Origin of the sequence: Pseudarthrobacter sp. NPDC080039, assembly GCF_040702335.1 — a bacterium.
Classification (GTDB): Bacteria; Actinomycetota; Actinomycetes; order Actinomycetales; family Micrococcaceae; genus Arthrobacter; species Arthrobacter enclensis_A.
On sequence record NZ_JBFBKY010000007.1, the window covers coordinates 115,148 to 136,047 of the forward strand.

20 protein-coding genes and 1 riboswitch are annotated in these 20,900 nt (G+C 65.8%); of the genes, 6 read left to right on the forward strand and 14 right to left on the reverse strand.

The genetic code is table 11. The annotated features are described in order from the left end of the window. The 3 genes from AB0313_RS10555 to AB0313_RS10565 form a co-directional block, all read right to left on the reverse strand. Positions 1 to 378: a hypothetical protein gene (locus AB0313_RS10555; protein ID WP_141944890.1), complete on the reverse strand. Its 378-nt coding sequence runs from the start codon at positions 376 to 378 to the stop codon at positions 1 to 3. A gap of 99 nt (positions 379 to 477) precedes the next feature. Then, entirely contained in the window at positions 478 to 1,062 is a 585-nt protein-coding gene (locus AB0313_RS10560; protein ID WP_366305429.1) for a hypothetical protein, read from the reverse strand. A gap of 78 nt (positions 1,063 to 1,140) precedes the next feature. Beyond that, positions 1,141 to 2,436: an MATE family efflux transporter gene (locus tag AB0313_RS10565; protein WP_307309336.1), complete on the reverse strand. Its 1,296-nt coding sequence runs from the start codon at positions 2,434 to 2,436 to the stop codon at positions 1,141 to 1,143. A gap of 183 nt (positions 2,437 to 2,619) precedes the next feature. Between AB0313_RS10565 and AB0313_RS10570 the strand changes: the two genes are divergently transcribed. Both AB0313_RS10570 and AB0313_RS10575 read left to right on the forward strand, forming a co-directional pair. Further along, positions 2,620 to 3,054 (forward strand): DoxX family protein, encoded by a 435-nt coding sequence (locus AB0313_RS10570; RefSeq protein ID WP_307309315.1) that lies wholly within the window; start codon positions 2,620 to 2,622, stop codon positions 3,052 to 3,054. A gap of 129 nt (positions 3,055 to 3,183) precedes the next feature. Further along, the gene (locus tag AB0313_RS10575; RefSeq protein WP_366305431.1) at positions 3,184 to 4,182 is read left to right on the forward strand and encodes a hotdog domain-containing protein; all 999 of its coding nucleotides are present in this window, start codon (positions 3,184 to 3,186) and stop codon (positions 4,180 to 4,182) included. On the opposite strand, the gene dnaB is transcribed toward AB0313_RS10575, so the two are convergent. Continuing rightward, positions 4,179 to 5,561, reverse strand: a complete 1,383-nt coding sequence (dnaB, locus tag AB0313_RS10580; RefSeq protein ID WP_141944884.1) for a replicative DNA helicase — start codon at positions 5,559 to 5,561, stop codon at positions 4,179 to 4,181. The two genes, AB0313_RS10575 and dnaB, sit on opposite strands and share 4 nt — an antisense overlap. A gap of 750 nt (positions 5,562 to 6,311) precedes the next feature. Here dnaB and AB0313_RS10585 point away from each other — a divergent pair. Next, positions 6,312 to 6,878 (forward strand): hypothetical protein, encoded by a 567-nt coding sequence (locus AB0313_RS10585; protein WP_366305433.1) that lies wholly within the window; start codon positions 6,312 to 6,314, stop codon positions 6,876 to 6,878. Here AB0313_RS10585 and AB0313_RS10590 read toward each other — a convergent pair. The 6 genes from AB0313_RS10590 to rpsF form a co-directional block, all read right to left on the reverse strand. Beyond that, on the reverse strand, positions 6,875 to 7,501 hold the full coding sequence (locus AB0313_RS10590; protein WP_141944882.1) for an FMN reductase: 627 nt from the start codon (positions 7,499 to 7,501) through the stop codon (positions 6,875 to 6,877). The two genes, AB0313_RS10585 and AB0313_RS10590, sit on opposite strands and share 4 nt — an antisense overlap. A gap of 108 nt (positions 7,502 to 7,609) precedes the next feature. Continuing rightward, complete coding sequence (locus tag AB0313_RS10595) at positions 7,610 to 8,458, reverse strand: PhzF family phenazine biosynthesis protein (RefSeq protein ID WP_366305435.1); 849 nt, start codon at positions 8,456 to 8,458, stop codon at positions 7,610 to 7,612. A gap of 92 nt (positions 8,459 to 8,550) precedes the next feature. Beyond that, positions 8,551 to 9,003 (reverse strand): 50S ribosomal protein L9, encoded by a 453-nt coding sequence (gene rplI / locus AB0313_RS10600; protein ID WP_018769834.1) that lies wholly within the window; start codon positions 9,001 to 9,003, stop codon positions 8,551 to 8,553. 17 nt (positions 9,004 to 9,020) lie between these two features. Continuing rightward, on the reverse strand, positions 9,021 to 9,260 hold the full coding sequence (rpsR, locus tag AB0313_RS10605; RefSeq protein WP_003800144.1) for a 30S ribosomal protein S18: 240 nt from the start codon (positions 9,258 to 9,260) through the stop codon (positions 9,021 to 9,023). Between the two features lie 124 nt (positions 9,261 to 9,384). Further along, on the reverse strand, positions 9,385 to 9,957 hold the full coding sequence (locus tag AB0313_RS10610) for a single-stranded DNA-binding protein (RefSeq protein ID WP_141944878.1): 573 nt from the start codon (positions 9,955 to 9,957) through the stop codon (positions 9,385 to 9,387). 73 nt (positions 9,958 to 10,030) lie between these two features. Further along, the gene (rpsF, locus tag AB0313_RS10615; RefSeq protein WP_015939036.1) at positions 10,031 to 10,336 is read right to left on the reverse strand and encodes a 30S ribosomal protein S6; all 306 of its coding nucleotides are present in this window, start codon (positions 10,334 to 10,336) and stop codon (positions 10,031 to 10,033) included. A gap of 375 nt (positions 10,337 to 10,711) precedes the next feature. Further along, a riboswitch (cyclic di-AMP (ydaO/yuaA leader) is annotated at positions 10,712 to 10,861 on the forward strand. Positions 10,862 to 10,866: 5 nt separating this feature from the next. On the opposite strand from rpsF, the gene AB0313_RS10620 reads away from it, so the two are divergent. The 3 genes from AB0313_RS10620 to AB0313_RS10630 all read left to right on the forward strand — a co-directional run bounded on the left by AB0313_RS10620 (position 10,867) and on the right by AB0313_RS10630 (position 14,768). Further along, on the forward strand, positions 10,867 to 11,961 hold the full coding sequence (locus AB0313_RS10620; protein WP_366305438.1) for a glycoside hydrolase family 16 protein: 1,095 nt from the start codon (positions 10,867 to 10,869) through the stop codon (positions 11,959 to 11,961). Positions 11,962 to 12,105: 144 nt separating this feature from the next. Further along, entirely contained in the window at positions 12,106 to 13,284 is a 1,179-nt protein-coding gene (locus AB0313_RS10625) for a glycosyltransferase (protein WP_366305440.1), read from the forward strand. Continuing rightward, positions 13,281 to 14,768 (forward strand): lipopolysaccharide biosynthesis protein, encoded by a 1,488-nt coding sequence (locus AB0313_RS10630; RefSeq protein WP_160147591.1) that lies wholly within the window; start codon positions 13,281 to 13,283, stop codon positions 14,766 to 14,768. Before AB0313_RS10625 ends, AB0313_RS10630 begins: the two co-directional genes overlap by 4 nt. 26 nt (positions 14,769 to 14,794) lie before the next feature. Here the strand turns inward: AB0313_RS10630 and AB0313_RS10635 are convergent, their stop codons facing one another. From AB0313_RS10635 to AB0313_RS10650, 4 genes are read right to left on the reverse strand one after another with little or no spacing between them, the layout of a single operon-like run. Continuing rightward, positions 14,795 to 15,808 carry an aminoglycoside phosphotransferase family protein gene (locus AB0313_RS10635; protein ID WP_160147590.1) on the reverse strand — a complete coding sequence of 338 codons (1,014 nt, stop codon included), beginning with the start codon at positions 15,806 to 15,808 and terminating at the stop codon, positions 14,795 to 14,797. Beyond that, complete coding sequence (locus AB0313_RS10640; RefSeq protein ID WP_307304914.1) at positions 15,805 to 17,778, reverse strand: hypothetical protein; 1,974 nt, start codon at positions 17,776 to 17,778, stop codon at positions 15,805 to 15,807. The genes AB0313_RS10635 and AB0313_RS10640 overlap by 4 nt, the downstream gene beginning before the upstream one ends. 50 nt (positions 17,779 to 17,828) lie before the next feature. After that, on the reverse strand, positions 17,829 to 18,632 hold the full coding sequence (locus AB0313_RS10645) for a glycoside hydrolase family 16 protein (RefSeq protein ID WP_307304917.1): 804 nt from the start codon (positions 18,630 to 18,632) through the stop codon (positions 17,829 to 17,831). A 7-nt stretch (positions 18,633 to 18,639) separates the two neighbouring features. After that, complete coding sequence (locus AB0313_RS10650) at positions 18,640 to 20,853, reverse strand: hypothetical protein (protein WP_366305443.1); 2,214 nt, start codon at positions 20,851 to 20,853, stop codon at positions 18,640 to 18,642. Positions 20,854 to 20,900: the final 47 nt, after the last annotated feature.

Sequence of the window (20,900 nt, forward strand, 5' to 3'; positions counted from 1 at the left end):
TTAGCCCCGGTCTGGTCCGCCCGTGCCATCGCCCGAAGCCGTCGGGTCCTGGCTGCCGGGAGCACCGAACCCATGGCCGGGCCGGCCCTGCGGGGATGGTTTGGGCGCCGAGCTCAGGTTTACGCCCGACCCCTTGCCCAGGTGTTCAGCGTTCTCCTTGTAGCTCATCGACAGCATTGCCGCGATCACCAGGGTGACGATGAAGGCGATGCCCGCCGCGGTGAAGGCAAGGTCGAACCGGGGCGTACGGGCGCTTCCGCCGGAGGCAAAGATCAATACGGCGACGAAGGCGACAACGGCCCAGAATGCGGAAAACATCAGCGGCCCCTTCACCGAGGTCCGCAGCTTGCGCGGTTTTCCCTGATGCTGGTCAGCCACGGTGGTTCCTCCCTGCAGGCGGCGCTGGGCCGGCCTGGTGTACGAATTGCGGTGTCGCGCCAATCTTTCTACAGAAAGTAGAAGGGCACTCCCCCTAGTTTACGGCTTTCCTGCAACGCCGCGGGCATCATGCCGCAGCGTCAGGCCCGAAAGTACCCACAGGACGCCCGAAACAATCGCTCCTCCGCCGGTGACGCCAAGCAGGGCATGGGCGCCGAGGCTGACGAAGAACGGCAGCAGCGCCGCTGTGCCAATCCCGATGACCCCGGACGCGATCCAGTCACGCGCAAGCACATGGCGGCCCCTGTGCCGCAGGCCGCAGGCGAGTTCGAGGAGGCCTGCCACTCCCAGACCCAGGGCTGCTATCACCCCGAATAACAGGTCACTGTGCAGGAGGAGCACGGCGAAGCCGGCACCGGCCAGGACCGCTCCGGCGGCGGACAGCATCTTGCCCGAGTTCTGTGCGAGCCCCGCTGCCGGGACGGTCCGCAGGGACACCAGGCCGGCCGCCAGCAGGTAAAGGCCGCCGGCCCAGCCCATGACCTCAACGGAGGGAGACGTCCAGAAGACCGTCACTGCGCCAAACACCAGGGCAGCGGCGGCGCGGAGCAGGACCGGCCTCCAGAGGTCGATGCGGGGGGTGGTTGCGGGAGCAGCGCCCGCGGGGGTGGATGGTTGCGTCACCGGTCCAGTTTAGTGGGGGCTGCTGGGAGGTCTAACCGGACGGGCTGCCCGGGGCCCTTCGGTAGGCGCAACCGCGGTTCAGCCCGCACCGAGCACCATCCACCGGTCTGACCGGGCACGCAGGCCCAGGGTTACCGCGCGTGCCGCCATGTACCCAAGCGCGAAAACCGCCCAAAGCCAGCCGAGCCCGGGAGCCCCCGCGGCGCCGGACAGGGCAACCCATACCAGCAGCGGCGAGTAGACGCCAAGGTTCACCAGGCCGGCCAGGGCGAGATACTGCGCGTCGCCGGCACCGATCAGCACACCATCCAGGACAAAGACGTAGCCGGCAATAGGCTGGCCGGCGGCCAGGACCCAGAGGGCAAGGGCCAGGACGTGCTGCACCTGCGGGTCGGGCGTGAACAGCGCACCGGCCCAGGGGGCTGCCGCGGCCAGGAGCAGGCCGGTCACCACCCCGAAACCCGCGCCCCAGCGGATCATGGTGCCGGTCAACAGCCTTGCCCGCGCCGCATTGGACGCGCCAAGCTCTTTCCCAATGAGCGCCTGCGCGGCGATTGCCAGGGCGTCCAGGGCGAACGCAAGGAACGAAAAAATGGTCATGGCCAGCTGGTGGGCTGCGAGGTTGACTTCACCCTGCGCGGTGGCCACCAGCACCGTCGCCAGGATGGCGGTGCGGAGGCTGAGTGTACGCAGCATGAGCCATGAGCCCACGCGCGTCATGGTGCGGATGCCCCGCCAACTTGGCAGCAGGGCCACGCCGTGGCGCACGGCGCTCCGGCGGACCATCACTACATACACCGCTGCCATGGCCCATTGCGCAACACTGGTGCCCAGGGCCGAACCCACCACCGACAGGCCCAAACCATAGACAAGCCAGAGGTTCAGCACGATGTTCGCACCGAAGCCGGCAGTAGCCACCACCAGGGGCGTCCGGGTGTCCTGCAACCCTCGGAGCACCCCGGTGCCGGCAAAGATCAACAGCATCGCCACCAGGCCCGGCATGGACCATCGGAAGTATTCGATGGCATAGGTCCGAACGCTGTCTTCGGCACCAAGCAGGCCGATGAGCGGGTCAGCAGCCGCGAAGCCGGCAGCTGCGAGGAACACGCCGAGGAGCAGTGCCAGCCAGACGCCGTCGCGCCCCGCTGCGAGGGCCTTGCCCAACTGCCCCTCGCCCAGGGCCCGGGCAACAGCGGGCGTCGTGGAGTAAGCCAGGAAGACCATGAGCCCCACAATGGTCTGCAGCACGGCGGAGGCGAGCCCCACTCCCGCGAGCTGGGCGACGCCGAGGTGTCCCACGATGGCGGAATCCGCCAACAGGAAGAGGGGCTCCGCCACCAGTGCACCGAAGGCCGGAACGGCGAGGCGGAGGATCTCCCTGGCCGGCCCCCGGCTTCCGGCCGCGGACGTGGACGTGGACGTGGACGTGGGAGCAGGCTGGTGGGGCACGGTGCCAGCCTAACCGGGGCAACCCATGGAAAGGAGCCGTCATGAGAAGGCCCACTCTCTCCAAGAGATAGTTGACAGTTCAACTATCTCTTGGAGAGAGTGGGATCCATGAACCATTCACGACTGACCACCACAGCCCTTACCGCCCTTCGGATCATCCTCGGCTTCCTCTTCGCGGCCCACGGGTGGCAGAAGTTCACTGAGTGGACCATAGCCGGCACCCAGGCGTCGTTCGCCAAGATGGGCGTACCGGCCGCCGACGTCATGGCGCCCGCCGTTGCGGTCCTTGAACTGGCAGGCGGTATTGCCCTGATCCTTGGGGTCCTCACCCGCGTGGTTGCCGCACTCCTTGTCCTGGACATGCTGGGCGCCCTCTTCCTGGTGCATGCCCCGGCAGGTATCTTCGCCGCAAACGGAGGATATGAGCTTGTCCTGCTCCTGGCCACAGCAGCCTTCGCACTGGCGCTCACCGGCGCCGGCCGCCTGTCCCTCGACCGCCTCCTCTTCAGCCGCAGCAATTCGAGGTTGTCAGTCCTGGCCTAGCGGACTCTTCCAGAGACCTGCGACGGCGGTTGTGCACCCGGGTGCGCGGCCGCCGCCGCACTTTAACCGCCGGCAGTCCCCCGCAGGACCGAACCGGCCGGTAACCTGCGCCGTCAGTAAGATCGCAGCATGACTGAGACCGGCCGCCCCAACTCCGTAACCCTCCGATTCCTGGCCGCTCCCACCGACGTGGGCCACAGCGGCTCCGTGGACGCCGGCACCGTGCTCGAGTGGGTGGACAAGGCTGCGTATGCCGCAGCGGTGGGATGGGCCAAGTCCTACTGCGTGACCGCCTACGTGGGAAACATCCACTTTGCCGATCCAGTCAACAGCGGCGACATGGTGGAAGTGGAGGCCACGATCGTCTACACGGGCCGGTCCTCCATGCAAATCCACACCGTGGTCTCGTCCGGGGATCCGAAGGGCGGCCCGGCCACGATGCGCAGTCAGTGCATGGTGATCTTTGTGGCCGTCGGCGAGGACGGCAAACCCATTCCAGTGCAGCAGTTCGAGCCCGCGACGCCTGCCGAGATCGAGCAGCGCGACCACGCGCTGGCCAGGATCAAGGTCCGTGAGCGGATCGTCGAAGCTATGAACGGGCAGGAATATACCGATGCCGGAACGGCGGAGCGGGTGACCTTGCGCTTCATGGCCGCCCCCACCGACGTTAATTGGGGCGGCAAGGTCCATGGCGGCATCGTCATGAAATGGATCGACGAGGCCGCCTATGTGTGTGCCTCACGCTACTGCGGACGGGACACCGTTGCAGTCTTCTCCGGCGGCGTGCGCTTCTACCGGCCCCTGCTGATCGGCCATGTGGTGGAGGTCGAAGCCCGGCTGGTCTACACCGGCACCAAGGGCATGCATATCGCTGTCCACGTCCGGTCCGGCGACCCAAAGGGCCGGGAGCTGCACCTCACCACGTACTGCCTCACGGTGATGGTGGCCCGCGACGGCGACGGCAACTCGGTGCCGGTCCCCGCCTGGGTGCCGGTCAGCGGGGAGGACAAGCGGCTCCACGCACATGCCCGCGAGCTCCTGGAAATCCGGGGGACAGCTCCGGGCAACCGGCTGCCCAACCACCTGCTGGCCGGCGCGGCTCCCGCAGCCGCCGCTAACGGAGCCTAGAAGCCGCCGCCCCCCGAGTCGCCCGCCATGTTGGCGAATCGGGAGTAATGGCCCTGGAACGCCACCACGATGTCTTTGGTGGGGCCGTTACGGTGCTTGGCCACCAGGATGTCCGCTTCCCCTGCGCGGGGCGATTCCTTGTCATAGACGTCTTCACGGTGCAGCAGGATCACCATGTCGGCGTCCTGTTCGATGGAACCTGACTCACGGAGGTCAGAGACCATGGGCCGCTTGTCCTGGCGCTGTTCCGAGCCACGGTTCAGCTGCGACAGGGCGATCACGGGCACCTGGAGTTCCTTGGCGAGGAGCTTGAGCGCACGGGAAAACTCGGAAACTTCCTGCTGGCGCGATTCCACCTTCTTGCCTGAGCTCATCAGCTGCAGGTAGTCGAGGATGACCAGCTTGAGATCATGCTGCTGCTTCAGCCGGCGGCACTTGGCCCGGATTTCCATCAGGGACATATTGGGGCTGTCGTCAATGAACAGCGGGGCATCGTTCATCCTGCCCATGGTGGTGGCAATCTTCGACCACTGCTCGTCCTTGATGGTTCCCTTGCGCAGGTCCTGGAGTCCAATGGTGGCCTCGGCGGAGAGCAGGCGCATGGCGATCTCGTTCCGGCCCATTTCCAGGGAGAACATCACCGTGGAGAGGTTGTTCTTGATGGCTGCGGAGCGGGCGAAATCCAAGGCAAAGGTGGATTTACCGACGGCCGGGCGGGCGGCGATGACGATCATCTGGCCCGGGTGTAGTCCGTGGGTCAGTTCATCAAGTTCGTAGAAGCCGGTGGGCACACCGGTCATGCCCTCCCCGCGGTGGCCGGACGCCTCGATCTCGTCCACCGTTGACTCCATGACGTCCTTCAGCACCACATAGTCTTCGGCGGTGCGGCGTTCCGCTACGGCATAAACCTCTGCCTGCGCCTGGTTGACCAGGTCCTCCACCTCGCCGTCGGAGCCATAACCCAGCTGCACGATCTTGGTTCCGGCGTTTACCAGCCGGCGGAGCACTGCGCGCTCGGCCACGATCTCCGCGTAATACCCGGCGTTGGCCGCGGTGGGAACGGTCTGGATGAGCTCGTGGAGGTAGGCCGGGCCGCCGATCCTGTTGATTTCAGCGCGCTTGGTCAGCTCGTCGGACACAGTGACGGCGTCCGCGGGCTCGCCCCGGCCGTAGAGGTCGATGATGGCCTCATAGATGGTCTCGTGTGCCGGGCGGTAGAAATCCTGCCCGCGGAGGATCTCCACCACATCCGCAATGGCATCCTTGGACAGCATCATGCCGCCCAGGACCGACTGTTCGGCCGCGATGTCCTGGGGAGGTTTGCGGCTCGCATCCGATCCACGGGTTGCCTCGACGGGGTCCAGATGCGCGATTGACAAAGCTGCCGTCCTCCATTTGTACCGGGTGTGCCCCGGTGGTCCATCCTGTTCGCAGCCGCCAATACAACCGCCGCCACCTGTCCAGGTTTACAACCAGGCCGCGACAATCGGATGCGGGGTCGGCCACACCTCCGACCGGGACTTATCCCCAGATTCCACAGTTTTCCACAGAGGGTGTGGAAAACTGGTGGAGGGCCGCGTCCAGGCTGCAGCTGGAACACCCGTAGTCCGGCCGCGAAGAACAGGTACCCCGCTACGGTAGCCCCGGTTGCGCCAGCGGCAAAGCCAACATGCCACGACCTCTGTGGATAACCTGTGCAGTATGTGGCATAGCTTGTGCACAGCCTGTGGGGAAATCTGTGGACAAAATAAAAATTTGAGCAGCATCGCCCTCCTGAACTGCGAAAACACTGCAGGCCGCATGTGGACTGAATATTTCTTCCAGGGAATTTCATCCACAGGGGTGGGCCGGGTGCTTGGGTGTGCGGGGAGGAGTCCGTCGCCTTCGAAAGGGTCAGGAGCGGAAGCGTGGCGCTCCTCATATTCCGCGTCTGGATTTTGTGCAATCCCCCCGGACCTGTACGCGGCCCGGTACATATTGCTGTGGATAACCAGGATCAGGCTTAATATCTAGGTACGCCCGGGAGTGCAGGAGCACAACCGGCAGCAGGAAGATAAGGCCGGCCGAAGGGCCGGCTCGGCAACCGCACCTGGCAGCGGCCAGGAAGTTACACAGAACGGCTTGTGAAAATGGAATCCCTCGCGGTCCCGGTCCTTATCCTGCTCGCGGTGGTAGCGGGGGTCACGCTGGCCTACCGCGCGGTCCGGAAACGCAGAACAGCCGATGATGCCGCCCGGCCCCAGCCTTCCGTCTCCGCCAAAGAGCTTGCCCGCGCAGCGGCCGACAGGCTGTCGGAAGACCAACACCGTCGGCTCTACGCCCTGATCGCCCAGGACCAGGGCTTGGCCGCCATCAAGCTTTACCACGAGGTCACAGGAGACGGCGTCCGGGCATCACGTGATGCCGTCGGCGCTCTCACTGCCCACCCGCAGCCCTATCGGAGCCAGGCGCCGCAGCAGGTCGCCGAACAAGACGAGGACCAACCAACGCGGTTCCCGTACCGCTACCGCGCCATTGCCAGCAAGGGCGATGTCACCCGGGAAGTAAGCAGCAACATGCTCAACGACGAGATCTACGGCAGGATCCGGACCCTGGCCCGCAACGGTGAGACGGAGGCCGCGGCGAACGCCTTGACGCGGCACTCTGATATTTCAATCACGCAGGCACGGGAGTTCATCGCCCTGCTGGACGATTAGCGCGGCCCAGCAATGCCGGCGAGCAACTGCTCGAACGGGAGGGACTCCAGCGGAGCGGGCTTCCTGCCGGGCTGGGGCCCTTCGAGCAGCCGTGTGAACTCGCCGGCGGCGCGTTCAATCCGGTCCCCGAGCGACCCTCCGCCCTCTTCAGCGCTCCCCCAGTCCTGGGGTCCTGCAAAGACGCCGGTGGCAGCCATGCGGGTGCGGAGGTAGCTGAACAGCGGCCGCATGGCGTAGTCAAGGACCATCTGGTGCCGGTCGGTGCCGCCGGTGGCGCCCAGCAGGACCGCCTTTCCGTCCAGCGACTTGGGGTCCAGAACATCTATGAAGGACTTGAAGAGGCCACTGTAGGACGCACTGAACACAGGGGTCACCGCGATGATTCCGTCCGATGCCTCCACCGCTGCGATCACCTCCGCCAGGCGGGGGGCGGCGTAGCCGGTGACGAAGTTGTTGGCAATGTCCACGGCCAGGTCGCGGAGCTCCACGACGTCCACGTCCACCTGGTATCCGCCGGCCATAAGCTGGCGCCGGGCAGCTGCTGCCAACTGGTCCGCCAGCAGGCGGCTGGAGGAGGGTACGCCGAGCCCTGCAGAAAGGACGGTGATGCGGCGGGTTTCCATGGCATTCTCCTGGTGCTTGTTCTATCCATCATATATGCGTTTGCATCTACATGAGTGAACTGCTTGCGCCAGGAAAGTATTCCCGCCCGACTAACAGGCCTGCCCCTGTTAGAGCATCACGCTTCCCCGAATGCCGGTGGTGGAGTAGCCGCCCACCCAGATGTCCCCATCTTCGGCACTGACGTGGATGCGGCCCGCCCGGCCCAGGACAGTCCCCTGCGACGCCACGTACCGCTCCGGGGCCCTGCCGGTCTCCATCAGCCACTGCGCTGCTCCGGCATTGAAGCTGCCGGTGACAGGATCCTCCGCCATCGCATCACCGGGCAGGAACGTGCGGACTTCGAAGTCGGGCCCGTCGCCGGCAGGGCAAGGACCAATGGCACCGATCTTCAGGTTGCCCATGGCCGTATAGTCCGGCGCGAGGGCCAACACCTGCTCGGCAGTCTCGAGCAGGACCCCGATCCATTCGGGACCGTTCACCAGCCAGGACGCGTCGAGGATGTCTTCTGCGCGCACCCTTAGCGCCGCGGCCAGCTGCCGCCGGACCGACGCTTCCACGGCGCCGAATCGTGTCAGGGGCGGCGCGGCGAAAGCCAGCCTGCCGCCGTCGCGCTTTACCCGGACCAGCCCGGCAGCGCATTCCTGCACCACATAGCCGTCGGATTTGGGAACTCCGCCGGCTTCCAGCCACGTATGGGCCGAGCCCAGCGTTGGGTGCCCCGCGAAGGGAAACTCTTCCGTGCCCGTGAAGATCCTGACCCGGTAGTCGGCGCGCGGGTCCTTCGGCGGCAGGAGGAAGGTGCTTTCAGAAAGGTTGGTCCAGTTCGCAAACTGCTGCATCGTTGCTGAGTCCAGGCCCTCGGCATCAAGGACAACGGCGAGCGGGTTGCCCCGGTAGGGCTGGCCGGAGAAAACGTCGACCTGCTGGAAGGGGCGGCTGCGCGCTGTCGGATTCACCGGAGCAGGTTACCACCGGCACATGCGAAGACCCCCACCGCCGGAATCCGGCGATGGGGGTCTTCTGCAGTCGTAACTGCCGGGCCGTAGGGCTACTTGCCTGCCACTACGTCGAGCTCGATCACAGCGGCAACGTCAGCGTGGAGGCGGACGTTGGCCTGGTAGGAACCGACCGACTTGATGTGTGCGGGCAGTTCAACCTTGCGCTTGTCGATCTTGCCAAGGCCAGCGGCCTCAACAGCGTCAGCAACGTCGCCCTGCTTGACGGTGCCGAACAGGCGGCCGGACTCGCCAGCCTTGACGACCAGCTTGACCGGCTTGGCGGACAGCGCAGCAGCCTGCTTCTGAGCATCTTCCAGGGAAGCGTGCTCGCGGGCGGCGCGGGCAGCCTTGATGGACTCAACCTGCTTCTCGCCACCCTTCGACCAGGTCAGGGCGAAGTTGCGCGGCAGGAGGTAGTTACGTGCGTAACCGTCCTTGACCTCGACAACATCGCCAGCTGCACCGAGACCGGTGACTTCGTGGGTCAAAATGAGCTTTGCCATGTTAGTTAATCCCTTCCTTAGCCGCGGCCAGCGCCGGAGTAAGGCAGCAGAGCAACTTCGCGGGCGTTCTTGATTGCCTGGGCGATCTTGCGCTGTTCCTGCACCGTAACGCCGGTAACGCGACGGGCGCGGATCTTGCCGCGGTCGGAGATGAACTTGCGCAGCAATGCTACGTCCTTGTAGTCGATGACAGTGATGTCAGCGGCCTTCAAGGGGTTGGACTTTGGTTTGGGCTTACGGAGTTCAGCCTTAGCCATCGTGGAGCTCCTATTCTAGGGAGCCCGTGGATATTGATCCACGGGATGGTGGTGGTCCGACGGCGGCAGCAGCTTGAGTGCGTTGCGCACCCTTGCCGTCCCGGCGCCGGGCCGTTGTTTGGGTTTAGAAGGGAGGTTCGGAATCGGGGCCGTTGCCCCAGCCGCCTGCGTTGGACACACCGGGCGTGGCCCAGGGATCGTCCTGTGCAGCCTGCTGGTTGCCGCCGCCCCAGCCTCCACCGGAGTTGCCGCCCTGGTTTCCACCAGAGTTGCCGCCTCCGAAGCCACCGCCGCCGCCACCGCCGAAGCCGCCGCCACCTTGGCCGCCGGAGCGCTGGGTACGGTTGACCTTGGCATTTGCGTAGCGCAGGCTGGGGCCGATTTCGTCGACCTCAAGCTCGATAACGGTGCGCTTTTCGCCTTCTTTTGTTTCGTAGGAACGGCTCTTCAGGCGGCCGGTCACGATAACGCGCATTCCCTTGGTCAGGGATTCGGCAACGTTCTCGGCTGCTTCACGCCACACCGCGGCGCGGAGGAACAGGGTCTCCCCGTCCTTCCACTCGTTGGACTGGCGATCAAAGGTACGGGGGGTGGAAGCAATGGTGAAGTTCGCTACTGCGGAACCCGACGGTGTGAACCGCAATTCCGGGTCATTGGTGAGGTTACCGATGACCGTAATGGTGGTCTCGCCTGCCATCTACTGCCTCCTTGTTCGATCCTGGGTGAAGAGTGCGTTTCCTGCGGGGTAAAGAATGAGGACCATTGCTGAATTACTCAGCAACAACCTTCTGCTCTTCGGGGCGGGTGATCTTGGTGCGCATGATGGTCTCGTTAAGAGACAGCTGGCGGTCAAGTTCCTTGGCGGTCTCCGGCTTGGCAGTGAAGTTCACCACGGCGTAGATACCTTCGGACTTCTTCTTGATGTCGTAAGCCAGACGGCGACGGCCCCAGATGTCAACCTTCTCGATGGTTCCACCATCGTTGGTGATGACGTTCAGGAACTTCTGAAGCGACGGCTCAACGGTACGCTCTTCGACCTCGGGGTCGATGATTACCATCAATTCGTAAGGACGCATATGTGAACCCACCTCCTTTGGGCTAAGCGGTTACGGCATTTCCGTAACAGGAGGTTCATTTGCGATTCCATGCAATGCCTCGCCTCCGGAACGGGGGCAGGACGCAGCACAGACTTCAATATCCTAGTGCATTTGGACCCGATAGGCGATTCGCGCTTGACTCAAGGCTAGTCCCGTGATGCCTGCCGCGGCGTCCCTGGCCGGGCTATGTGGATAACCCGCCGCCCGTCACGTCCGGGAAAGCGATACCCCTTGAGCGGTACACCAGGACGTGAGGCCCGTTACCTAATTGTGATTTTCGCCGGCGTGTCGTGTACGGTCATGGGGGGCCGCCCCCAGCCGGCCTCAATCCCGGAGGACGCCCAGCTCTGCCGCCTCCGTGATCCACCAAGTTTCCAGGCAGAGGCGGGGGACCCGAGTGTCACGGGCCTGGCTTACGCCTGCCCTCGGGGTGAAGCCGCATCCAGGCGGCCGGATGGCCTCATCCGAACCCGACAGCTAACTCCGCAGGCGTTGAGAGGTAAAACCCCATGCCCGCATTCCTTAAAAGCAGCGCGAACCCGGCGCACCGTTATCAAAATGAAACCGCCCCTGCCACCGCCACCCCGCCAATGCCGGCGGCCAAGCGAAAAGTGAGCCGGCTGCCTTTGCCCCTCACGGCCGGACTCGCCGCCGCACTCCTTGGCGCTGCGTCCCTTGGCCTCGGCCTTGCCCAGGGCAATGACACGGCGGACGTGGCCCGAGTGGCCAGCGCCGCCGGCACCGGCAGTGAAGCAACGCCGCAAACTGCGACTGCTCCCCCCTCCGCCGCACCGGCTCCCGCCCCCGCAGTCGAGGCCCCTCCGGCACCCGCACCCTCCCCGGCCCAGCCCTCCGCCCCGGCGGCGGCACCTGCCGGGCCGGCTCCCGCGGGCGACTCCCCCATCGCCGTGGCGCCCGCCGCGGCGCAGCTGGCAAACAGCGGCACCCCGATGCCGACCGGCGTTCCCGGCAACTGGACCATGACCTTCGCGGACGAGTTCAACGGAAACGGCCTGGACAGCGCCAAGTGGGCCAGCTGCTGGTTCTCGCCCGGCTGCGGCACCATGAACAAAGTCTCCACCAGCCCCTCCAACGTTTCGGTGGCCAACGGGAACCTTGTCCTGGGGCTCAGCTCTTCCACGTCCGGCGCCCTCGTGTCCACCAACCCCAAGGGCGGTGCCGGCAGCGGCTTCCAGTTCACCACCGGCTATGTCGAGGCACGCATCAAATTCCCGGGCAACGGCAACGGGCTCTACAACTGGCCCGCCTTCTGGACCACGGGACAGTCCTGGCCCGCCACCGGCGAGAATGACATCGCCGAGGTACTCCAGGCCAAGATGACCGTTAACTACCACTCGTCGTCCGGCTCGCAGAACCAGGGTGGCGTCGGCGGCAACTGGGCCAACGAGTACCACACGTTCGGGCTGCACCGGATGGCCAACTCGTCGGACGTGTATTTTGACGGCGTCAAAGTTAAGTCCTATCCCACCAATGACGGCAATGCCCCTCAGTACATCGTCCTGAATGTGGGTGCCTCATCCACCAACCCCGCCTACGGACCCCAGTCCCAGGTCCTGGTGGACTACGTGCGCGCCTGGCAGTAGCCGGCCCCTTACCACCGGGTGAGGGGGGCGACGGCGGGACCTCCCGCCGTCGCCCCCTTTCCCGCGGCTTTCCTCAAGGTTGCCTAAAGCAACCGCTCCATGGGAAGTGTGATCCATTACACTCTTGCAATGAGGCTCCTGTACGTGACGGAAAGCGTGCCCAACCGGGATCCGGAACTTGGGGACGGAAGCTCGATGATTCCGTACGAGGTCATCCTGCACCTTCCGGCAGAAGTTGCCGTCACCCTGCTGACTTTTTCCGGCCCGGTCCCCGTACCTGCAGAAATCAGGGATCGCTGCGACTCCGTCTACGAACTGGCCCCCCGGGAAGAACTTTCAGCCTTTGTCCGCTCCCTGGGGGGCCTGGCGGGGCTGGGGAAGCACCGCCGTGACACCCCTTCCGCCCGCGCGGCAGCCGCACGTTTGTCGCAAGGCAGGGACGCCACCCTCATCCACGGCCCCCACGCCCTTTTCCTGTCCCACGAGGTGTCCGGGCCCGTTGTGCTGCAAACAGTGGATCCCTGGTCCATCCGCGCCGGCATGGACACCGCCATTGCGCACACGCTCCGGCCCGCCTACCGGCTGCGTGAACAACTGGCGGCACGGGCTGAACGGCAACTGCCGGTGCGGGCACGCCTCCTGACCGTCGGGGCACAGGATGCCGCCGTGTGGGCGGCAAAACTGGGCCGCCCGGTGAGGAGCATCCCCAACGGAACTGCGGTGGGGAGCCGCACCCGCCGTGAGCGTGGCACACCCGTCGTGTGCTTTGCCGGCAGCCTGAATTACGCCCCGAACGTGGACAGCGCCACCGTTCTGGTAAAGACGATCGCGCCGCGGGTGTGGCAGGAAGTTCCGAACACCCGGTTTGTCATCGCGGGGCGCCGGCCCACACCGGCGGTCCAGGCACTGGCCGGCCCGCGGGTGGACGTCCTGGCAAACGTTCCCTCCATCCTGGACGTCTTCCACGGGTCGGACGTGGCAGTCTTCCCCGACGAACATGGCGTGGGCATCCGCAACTCCGTGCTGGAAGCCCTCGCTGCAGGGCTGCCCGTGGTGGCCACCCCGGTGGCGGCCAGGGAACTGCCCGCGCACCCGCTGATGACCGTGGAAGGCAGCCGGGACCGGCTTGTCCGCAGGATAGTGGAACTTCTCACCGCGCCGGAACTGCCGCAGGGGACTCCTGCAGCCGTTCCGGCGAGAGGTCCGGCAGGAGAGGTCCGGTCATGGGACACCGTGGCCGGCGAATACCTGGCGGAAGTACGGGAGGCCGCGGCCTCCCCATCCCCGGCCGGCCGGCTTTCGCCGACGAACGGGCAACCGTGACGTACGCGCCGGGGGAACTGGAACGCAAAGGGGTCCGGGGAGCCCTGTGGCAGGGGCTGGCCTTCGCCTCGGGCAGGGTGATCGTCCTGGTGACCACGGTGGTGCTCGCTCGGCTGCTGTCGCCCGCGGAATATGGCCTCGTCGCCCTTGCGCTGGTACTTATGGCATACGCGGAGACCATTGCCGACGCCGGCGTGGGCCAGGCCCTGGTCTACCTGCCCAGGACGCAGGTCATAGCGCGCTCGGCCCTCCTGCTGTCCGTCACCCTGGGGGCGGTCCTGGCCGTTGCGGCGGTGCTTGCGGCGGACACCGTGGAGGATCTCGTCGGGCTGGACGGTGTGGCTCCGCTGGTACAGGTCCTTGGAGTTTCCGTGCTGGCCACCGCTTGCGGAGCCGTCCCCGAGGCGATCATGCGCCGCGACCTCAAGTTCCGGCAGCTGACGGCCGCTCCGGTGCTGCGCGCCGCGACCATGGGAGCGGTGACCCTTTACCTGGCCTTCACCGGCCACGGGGCCTGGTCACTCGCGGTGGGAACAGCCGCAGGATCGGTGGCCTACGCCGCCACCTGCTGGTTCCTGGTCCGTCACGAGGCTCCCTGGCAGATCTGGCGCGTGAGCAGGAGCGCCATTGCCGAGAATGTCCGCTTCGGCGCTCCCGTCGCAGGCAGCACCATGCTGGCCAGGGCGATCTTCGACGTCGACTACCTGGTCATCGGCATCATGCTTGGCGCCAACGCGCTGGGCCTTTACACCCTTGCCTTCCGCCTGCCCGAAGCACTGATCCTCAATGTGTTCTTTGTACTTTCCACCGTCCTGTTTCCCCTGTATACGCAGGTCCGCGGCGACCGGCAGCGGCTGCGCGACGGGTACTTGAAGAGCGTCACTGTCCAGGCGCTGTACGGCATTACGGCAGGAGTGGGACTCGCCGTGGTGGCACCGGTCCTGGTGCCGGTCCTGTTCGGGCAGCGGTGGGATGACTCGGTTACCCCGCTGGTCTTCCTCGCGCTGTACGCGGCGGCCCGGTCCCTGGGCGCGGGTGCCAATGATGTCTACAAAGCCCTTGGCAGGCCCGGGCTCTCCATCTGGATCTCCGTGGTCCGGCTTGCCGTCCTCCTCCCGGCGCTGGTCTTCGCCACCCGCTGGGGCATAGTGGGGGTCGCGTGCGCCCAGATGGTGGTCGCCGTGGTCTTTGCGTTCGGCATGCAGGCTGTGGCGGCCAAGGTGATGGGAACCAGGGTGCGGCGCTTGATGCGGGCCGCCGCCCCCGGCCTGCTGTGCGGCGCCGGAGTCGCCCTGGTGGGGCTTCTGAACCTGGCCCGGCATGCGCTGGGCCCTGTCCCCACCCTGATTGCCATGGTGGTTGCCGGCATAGCGGTGGCGTACGCTGTGCTGCGCTTCGGCTACCGGGACCTGCACGATGAGATACTCGGCCTTTTCAGGCACCACCCGAAAACGCCGGACGACGCAGAGGGCCGGTCATCCTGAGGCTTCCCACGTCCTGCGGTTTTGCCCTAGGCGGCGTCCAGGGCATGCCGCCACAGCCAGAAGTCCCTGTCCGCCAGGAGGGTGGCGCGCACTTTCTCGTTGCCCTGTGAAAGCCCAGGTGCGGCTTCCTGCGCCAGGCGGTCAGCGAGCGTTGCCGTGGACCGGGCCCAGGTTGCGATGACCAGCAGGGGAAACAGTGATTCGTCCACTCCCCTCATTCCCAGGTGGAGTGACAGCGGCCCATGCGCCCAACCGCCGTGGCCAAACGCCTTGTCGAAGGCAGCAAGCTGGGCCTCCCTCACGAACGCCTGTTCACTGGACTCGCTTAAGTACTGCAGATAGAACACCAGGTCGTGCCCGGGGACACCGCCGGTAAGGGAACGTTCCCAATCCATGACCTGCAGGGGAGCGCCAGGCTTAACCAGCAGGTTGGGGTGGCTCAGGTCGCCGTGTTCGATCACCGCGGGCAGTTGCGCGCGCTGAAGAGGCCCGAGGACGGCGTGCGTGCGCTCAACCAGTTCACAGGTCTGCGCATCCTGCCCGGACAAGGCCTCGAGCGCCGCCAGCGGATCCCTGACCGTGCGCTGGTACCAGTCCACGTTGTCCGCGGCGGGACGGGTGCAGGGAAGTGCCCCGACGAACTCGGTTCCGGTGGCTACGGCGGAGGAAAGGTCCGCCGCCACTGCCCTGGGGTCGAGGGGCGTCCCGGTCAGGGCGGTTTCGACGAGGACCGTGTAGGCACCCATGTCCCGGATCCCCACCAGCCGGGGAACACCAGCGCCCGGGCTGTCGACGACGGCAGAGAGTTGGGCCAGCATGGCAGCCTCACGGCGGACTCCGGTGTTGTCGCCGGGCTGGCGGGGCACCTTTACCACCAGGGCCGGCTCGGTGTGCCGGGCAGGGAAGATCAGGGCCACTACATGCCGTGAGGTCGCAAAGCGCGGCGTCAGGAGCAGCGTCTCCCAGCGCTTCCCCAGGCCGTACCCGTCAAGGGCCAACTCGTTATAGTGGTCTTGCAGGAACTGGTCCACGAAATTCACGGCTGCTCCTTCCCTTCGGGCCGGCGCCCCGTGATGGTGCCCTCCGGCACCAGGAGGTCGAAGACGCGCAGGGCCAGTGCAGTATGGACCGCCGCAGCTTTCAGCGCCCCGAAACGCACATCTTTCCGCAAACCGAGGGTGTCGCGGATGGACACGCGGGACTGCACCGGAACCAGCCGTGCAGTGCGCTGGCGGTTGGGTGCGTTCCAGTAAAGGGCAATGTCCCGGTACCCCCGGCGTTCCAGCGTCCTCTTCCAGCCCCTCAGCGTGCGCGGACCCGAGCGCTGGAGAAGGGACCGGCTGGCTTCGACGCAGATCCAGCCTCCGGGCTCCAATGCCAGTCCTGCACTGTCAAGCTGGCCACGGCCGGGCGAGGCGAGCAGCACCACGTCGCACGTCCTGCCGCCGGCTACGGTTTCCGGGTCCGCCAGGCGCACGGCTTCCGGGTCCAGCAGCCGCAGGGCCGCCTGCGCCTCGGGGCTGAGGCTCCCGCCGAAACCAAGCGCGCGCGGCTGCAGGACGGGAAGGAGGAACCGCCAGTCCAGGAACCGCCAAAGATGCAGGGCGAGGGCCTCCCCTGCGACGGCTTCCGGGGCGGGACCGGCCTGGGGCAGCCGGCTGGCAGCCGAGGCCGGCGGTGGAGGGGTGCCACCTGTTGCTTTTTGGGCGCCGCCTGCGAAAATTTCCCACACGATGCCGGTTGCGACGCGCTGCACCACGTCCGCCGGCTGGGCTGCATCGACCACCCTGCTGGCGGGGAGCCGGCCGGCCAACTCGAGGTAGTCGTTCCGCCACGATTCCAGGACCTCCGGGCTGTGTTCGCCCTTCCGCTCAAACATGACGTCGCCGGGGACATCGAGCACCAGAAGGACATCAGGGGCGGGGATCACGGCCAGGGCGAGCGCATTGCTGATCGCCGCAAGCGGACCGCGGGAGGAGCCGCCGAGCAAGGCGTCATACGCCACGCGATCCATCAGCACCACCTTGCCCATGGCCCGGTAGAACCTGGCCAGGAGGCCGCCCCGCACCAGCCGGTAAACCTTCTTGGCCGTTCGTCCGCCCGGTATCCGGTTGAGCACGGCATCCCACGGCCCCGCCCCCCACAGGCCCATGTACACGTACTTGGTGGGCAGGGGAACGTCGGCATGCAGGCCGTTCAACAGTGTGGTTTTACCGGCCCCGTCCGGAGCCATGACGCCCAACAAGGGAGTGTGCCCCTGCACCCGGGCACCGGCGTGCCTCAACGTTCCGTTGACTGCTGATATGAACCTGGAGCTGAAACTGCCACTCCAGGATGCCCTCATCCGGGCCGCAATGGCGGGCGCTTCCTCGAACCGTCCTGCCAGGACCAGGTTCAACATGTCGGTCGCCAGCCCCGCACCCACCCTGCGCCTGACCGACTCCGCCATCCTGCCGCCGTCGGCCGCCACCCTGGCAGCCGCCCGGGCGCCCTCCTGACGCTCCTGCGCGACGCCGCCCTTGTCCATGAAAAGGTGCAGCAGCAGCAGCCACGCCTGGTCTGACGGGTCCGGCACCCAGCAGGAGCCATGGCGGACCCGGCGCCGAAGGCACCGGGGTGCCCAGGACGTACGCCACTGCTGGCGGGGGCCGAACGCCAAGGCCGAGACAATGTCGAGCTTGATCCACGCGCCTGCGTCCGCGGAGTAGCAGAAGTAGAATCTGTGGCTGCCATGGCCCCAGGCCACGACGCGGCAGAACCCCGCGTCCGCCATCAAGGCGTCCAGCCGGGGAAGGAGCCGGCTGTCCACGAGGATGTCCACGTCTCCCCGGGGCAGGGCCAGATCGTCCCAGCCCCGGACCAGGAGCCATGGCAGCCCTGCCGCGTCGAGGACCCGGAACGCTTTAGCCACCACGGGATGGATCTGGTCGCTTCCCGGCGCCGCGTCCCCGACTGTACGGGAGGCGTTCCCCGGCTCCCGGGGAACGGGCAGGTCACTTGCCGTATCCATGGTGCAATCCCCCGAACCGGTTCCAGCCGCAGCGGCGGCCACAGCCTTGTTTACCGTGTGTACGCATACTGCACCACCCAATCGACCTGTATGTGCCCGGCAACGTCCGTCGCGGGAAAAGTACTGGTGGCGTCGTCGGCCGTTTCCACCTGGAGAGTCCAGCGCATTGGCGTATGGGGTACGCCTTTGGGTTTGGTTGTCTGGTCCACCAGTTGGTCATCCAGGAACCACTGCACCAGGCCGGGCTTCCATTCGATGGTGGCTACATGCCACTGGCCCGGGCTGGACGAAGAGTATTTCCGGTCACCGGGATCAAACTGCATGCCGTTGGACGTCCGGGTCCCCCTGATCGCGGAGTTCCCGTAGAGGGATCCGTCCAGGCCCCCTTCCGGCCAATCGATTTCCCCCTCGTTCCAGTTGTCGCTGGCAGGCCACAGGAGGAACGCGATCTTGTAGCCCGGGATGGAGTCATAGCGGAACCGCACAGAGTATCTTCCATAGGTCTGGCCGGTGTAACCGAACGGTATGGCGCTGGCCACCCGGGGCCTGTTATTCGAATAGTGGAGGTAGAAGTCCAGGTAGCCGTCGTGTACCGAAAGGACATCGTCGGGGGTATACGTGCCATAGCCCGAGGAATCGGAAAACCCGGCATAACCTCTCATGTCGGGGCCGTACACCTGGCCCACGGCTCCCAAAGGAGCAGGTACATCGAAGTCCTGGACCATCGTCTGGCGCCACGAGGGCAGGTTCCCCCTGGGCGCTTCGGTGACCCTGGAGGAGTCCCCCTGAAGCGCCAGCAGGACAGCCCCGACGATGGACAACGACGTCACGGTGATCAGCGACAGCTGGTACACCCGTCCCCTATTTTCCCCAGTCAGCACGGGTAACCTCGTAAATCCTCACAGACTTGTTTTCAAAAACCAGCTCGGTGCCCCGTGCGACGTTCAGGTCATGCTCAAGCGGGACGAGGACATCCGTGGGGAACTTCCGGAGAACGCCGGTGGACGTGCGCTGCTGCAGGTCGGAGACCACCACGAAGATGCGGTCCGAGGGCCTCAGCTTGGCGGCGGCCCGGGTCTTGTCAACGTAGGCAAGCATGTCGTCACCCGTAAAGGGCGGGCCCGCGCTGTGCAGCTTCGGTGCAACGGAAACCATTTGGCCGCTGCGGAGGAAGAAGGAGTAGTGCGAGCCGATGAGCAGCGGCAGGTGGTAGTTGGTCTCCACCACGGCGTCACCGCGCTGGACGTTCGAATCCAGCCAGCGGCTGGCAGCCACGTCTGCCGCCGGTACCCGTACGTTGGCCTCGTTCTGGAAATACACGGTGGTAAAGAGCACCGCCATTACCGAGATCGCAGACGCTGCCCCCACAACCGCCTTCCTGCCGGGGCGCGTGCCGGACCAGAAGAGCCAGGCTGCGCCGATGGAGAGCCACGGAAGGGCAAACATGAAGACCCGAAGCCTGCCTTCCCCGCCGTAGGACGTTCCGAACAGCCCAATGATGGGTGTTGCCGCGAGCGTCCCCACGAGGAGGGTGGTGCGGACGTGGCCGCGAAGGAAGTTGCGGAGGAAGCCCAACCCGGCAAGCAGGGCAGTAAACAGGGACAGGGCCAGCGCCTCCCTGGCCAGCCACCGGCCGGACAGGAGGGACGGTCCGGGTCCGCCGGCCACGCTCTTGTAGCCGGCGTTCGCCAGGAAATCGAAGCCGCTCAGCAGGCCGTACTTTTCCTTCACGAACTCCGCGTTGGGAAGGAGGTAGAGCAAGGCCATCAACAGGAGCGCCGGGGCGAGCCACGCGGGCTTAAAGTAGAGGGCGATGAAGAGCGGGAACAACCCCAGGATGGCCAGGTAGGGCGTCAACTGGTGGCTCATGACGATCATCGCCTGCAGGACCAGGACGGCAGCCACTGCCAGTGCCTGCTGGCGGCCGCTGAAGGACCTGGTCTCTTCAGGTTCCGGCGCGGATTTGGAGAACCGGGTTGCCAGCCTCTGCTCGAGCGACACCACCCAGGCGGCCGGGCTTCCGCGAAGGAAGGTGAGAATCACCAGGCACATGGTCAAGTGCAGGGTGTAGGCAAAGGCCTGCGGCGAAAAGTAGTTCTGGTTCAGCCAGTTTGAAAGTGCAAAGACCAGCGCACTGGTCCAGGAGATGCGGCGGTTCTTCGTCAGGGTCCTGGCAATTGCGAGGACCAGTGCCACGTTCATCAGCGCAAACACCGGCTCCGCCCATCCCGCGTAGGACAGGGCATCCTTGTAGCCGCCGGATTCGCCAACGAACGCACTGAACAGGAAGAACCCGGGCCAGCGGTTGTAGATGTCAATATTCGGGTCGAACTGGCCGGTGCTCTGGATCAGGTCTGTCACGGCGATGTGCTTGTACGTCCAGGGCAGCCGCGGGACGCTGGTCAGCAGGCCGGCAGATGAATAGAGGATGACCACCAGCCCGGTGAGCGAGGCTCCCGGAAGCCATCCGGAATGCCGGCCGGGACGGGCGGTGCTCCAGATGCACAACGCGACAACCAGCGCCAGCGAAACGTACCAGGTGACCGGGAACGCGGCCAGGAGCCCGAGATCACCCAAGTGCGGGTTCGTCAATCCCAGCGTCGCCGCCCACATGACCATGGCACCCACGAAAACCAGCCAGGGCACATAGGTGCCGCGCTGCGGGCGTTGCAGCCGGACAACGGAGGGCAACGGGGTGCGTGGGCCTGGTACCAGCAGGGCAGCCACAGCTGCAATCAGGATGCCGACGGCGGCGGGCCGGGGATTCCAGAGCTGGAGCCACCCCATAACGGCAGCGGTCAGGGCGAAGGCAGTTGCACCGGCAACGATCGTGAAGACCAGGCGTGCAACAGGATCCACGTGGCGGACCCAGCGCACCAGGGCCCAGCCCGGGATGGCGAGGCACACCAGGATTTTGGCGCCCGCGATGGACTCACCGCCGATGTCGAACAGGATCAGAAACGCCGTCACGGCAGCGAGCAGGGCCAGGACGTATTCGGCATAGCCTGGCCCGTGCCACCGTGAAGTGCGGGAGTTCATCGGGCCGGACACGTCACCCCTGATGAGAAGCGCCATACTGTTTCAACTCCTGGATAGTTCTTGCCGCTGACGGAGCGGGCCTC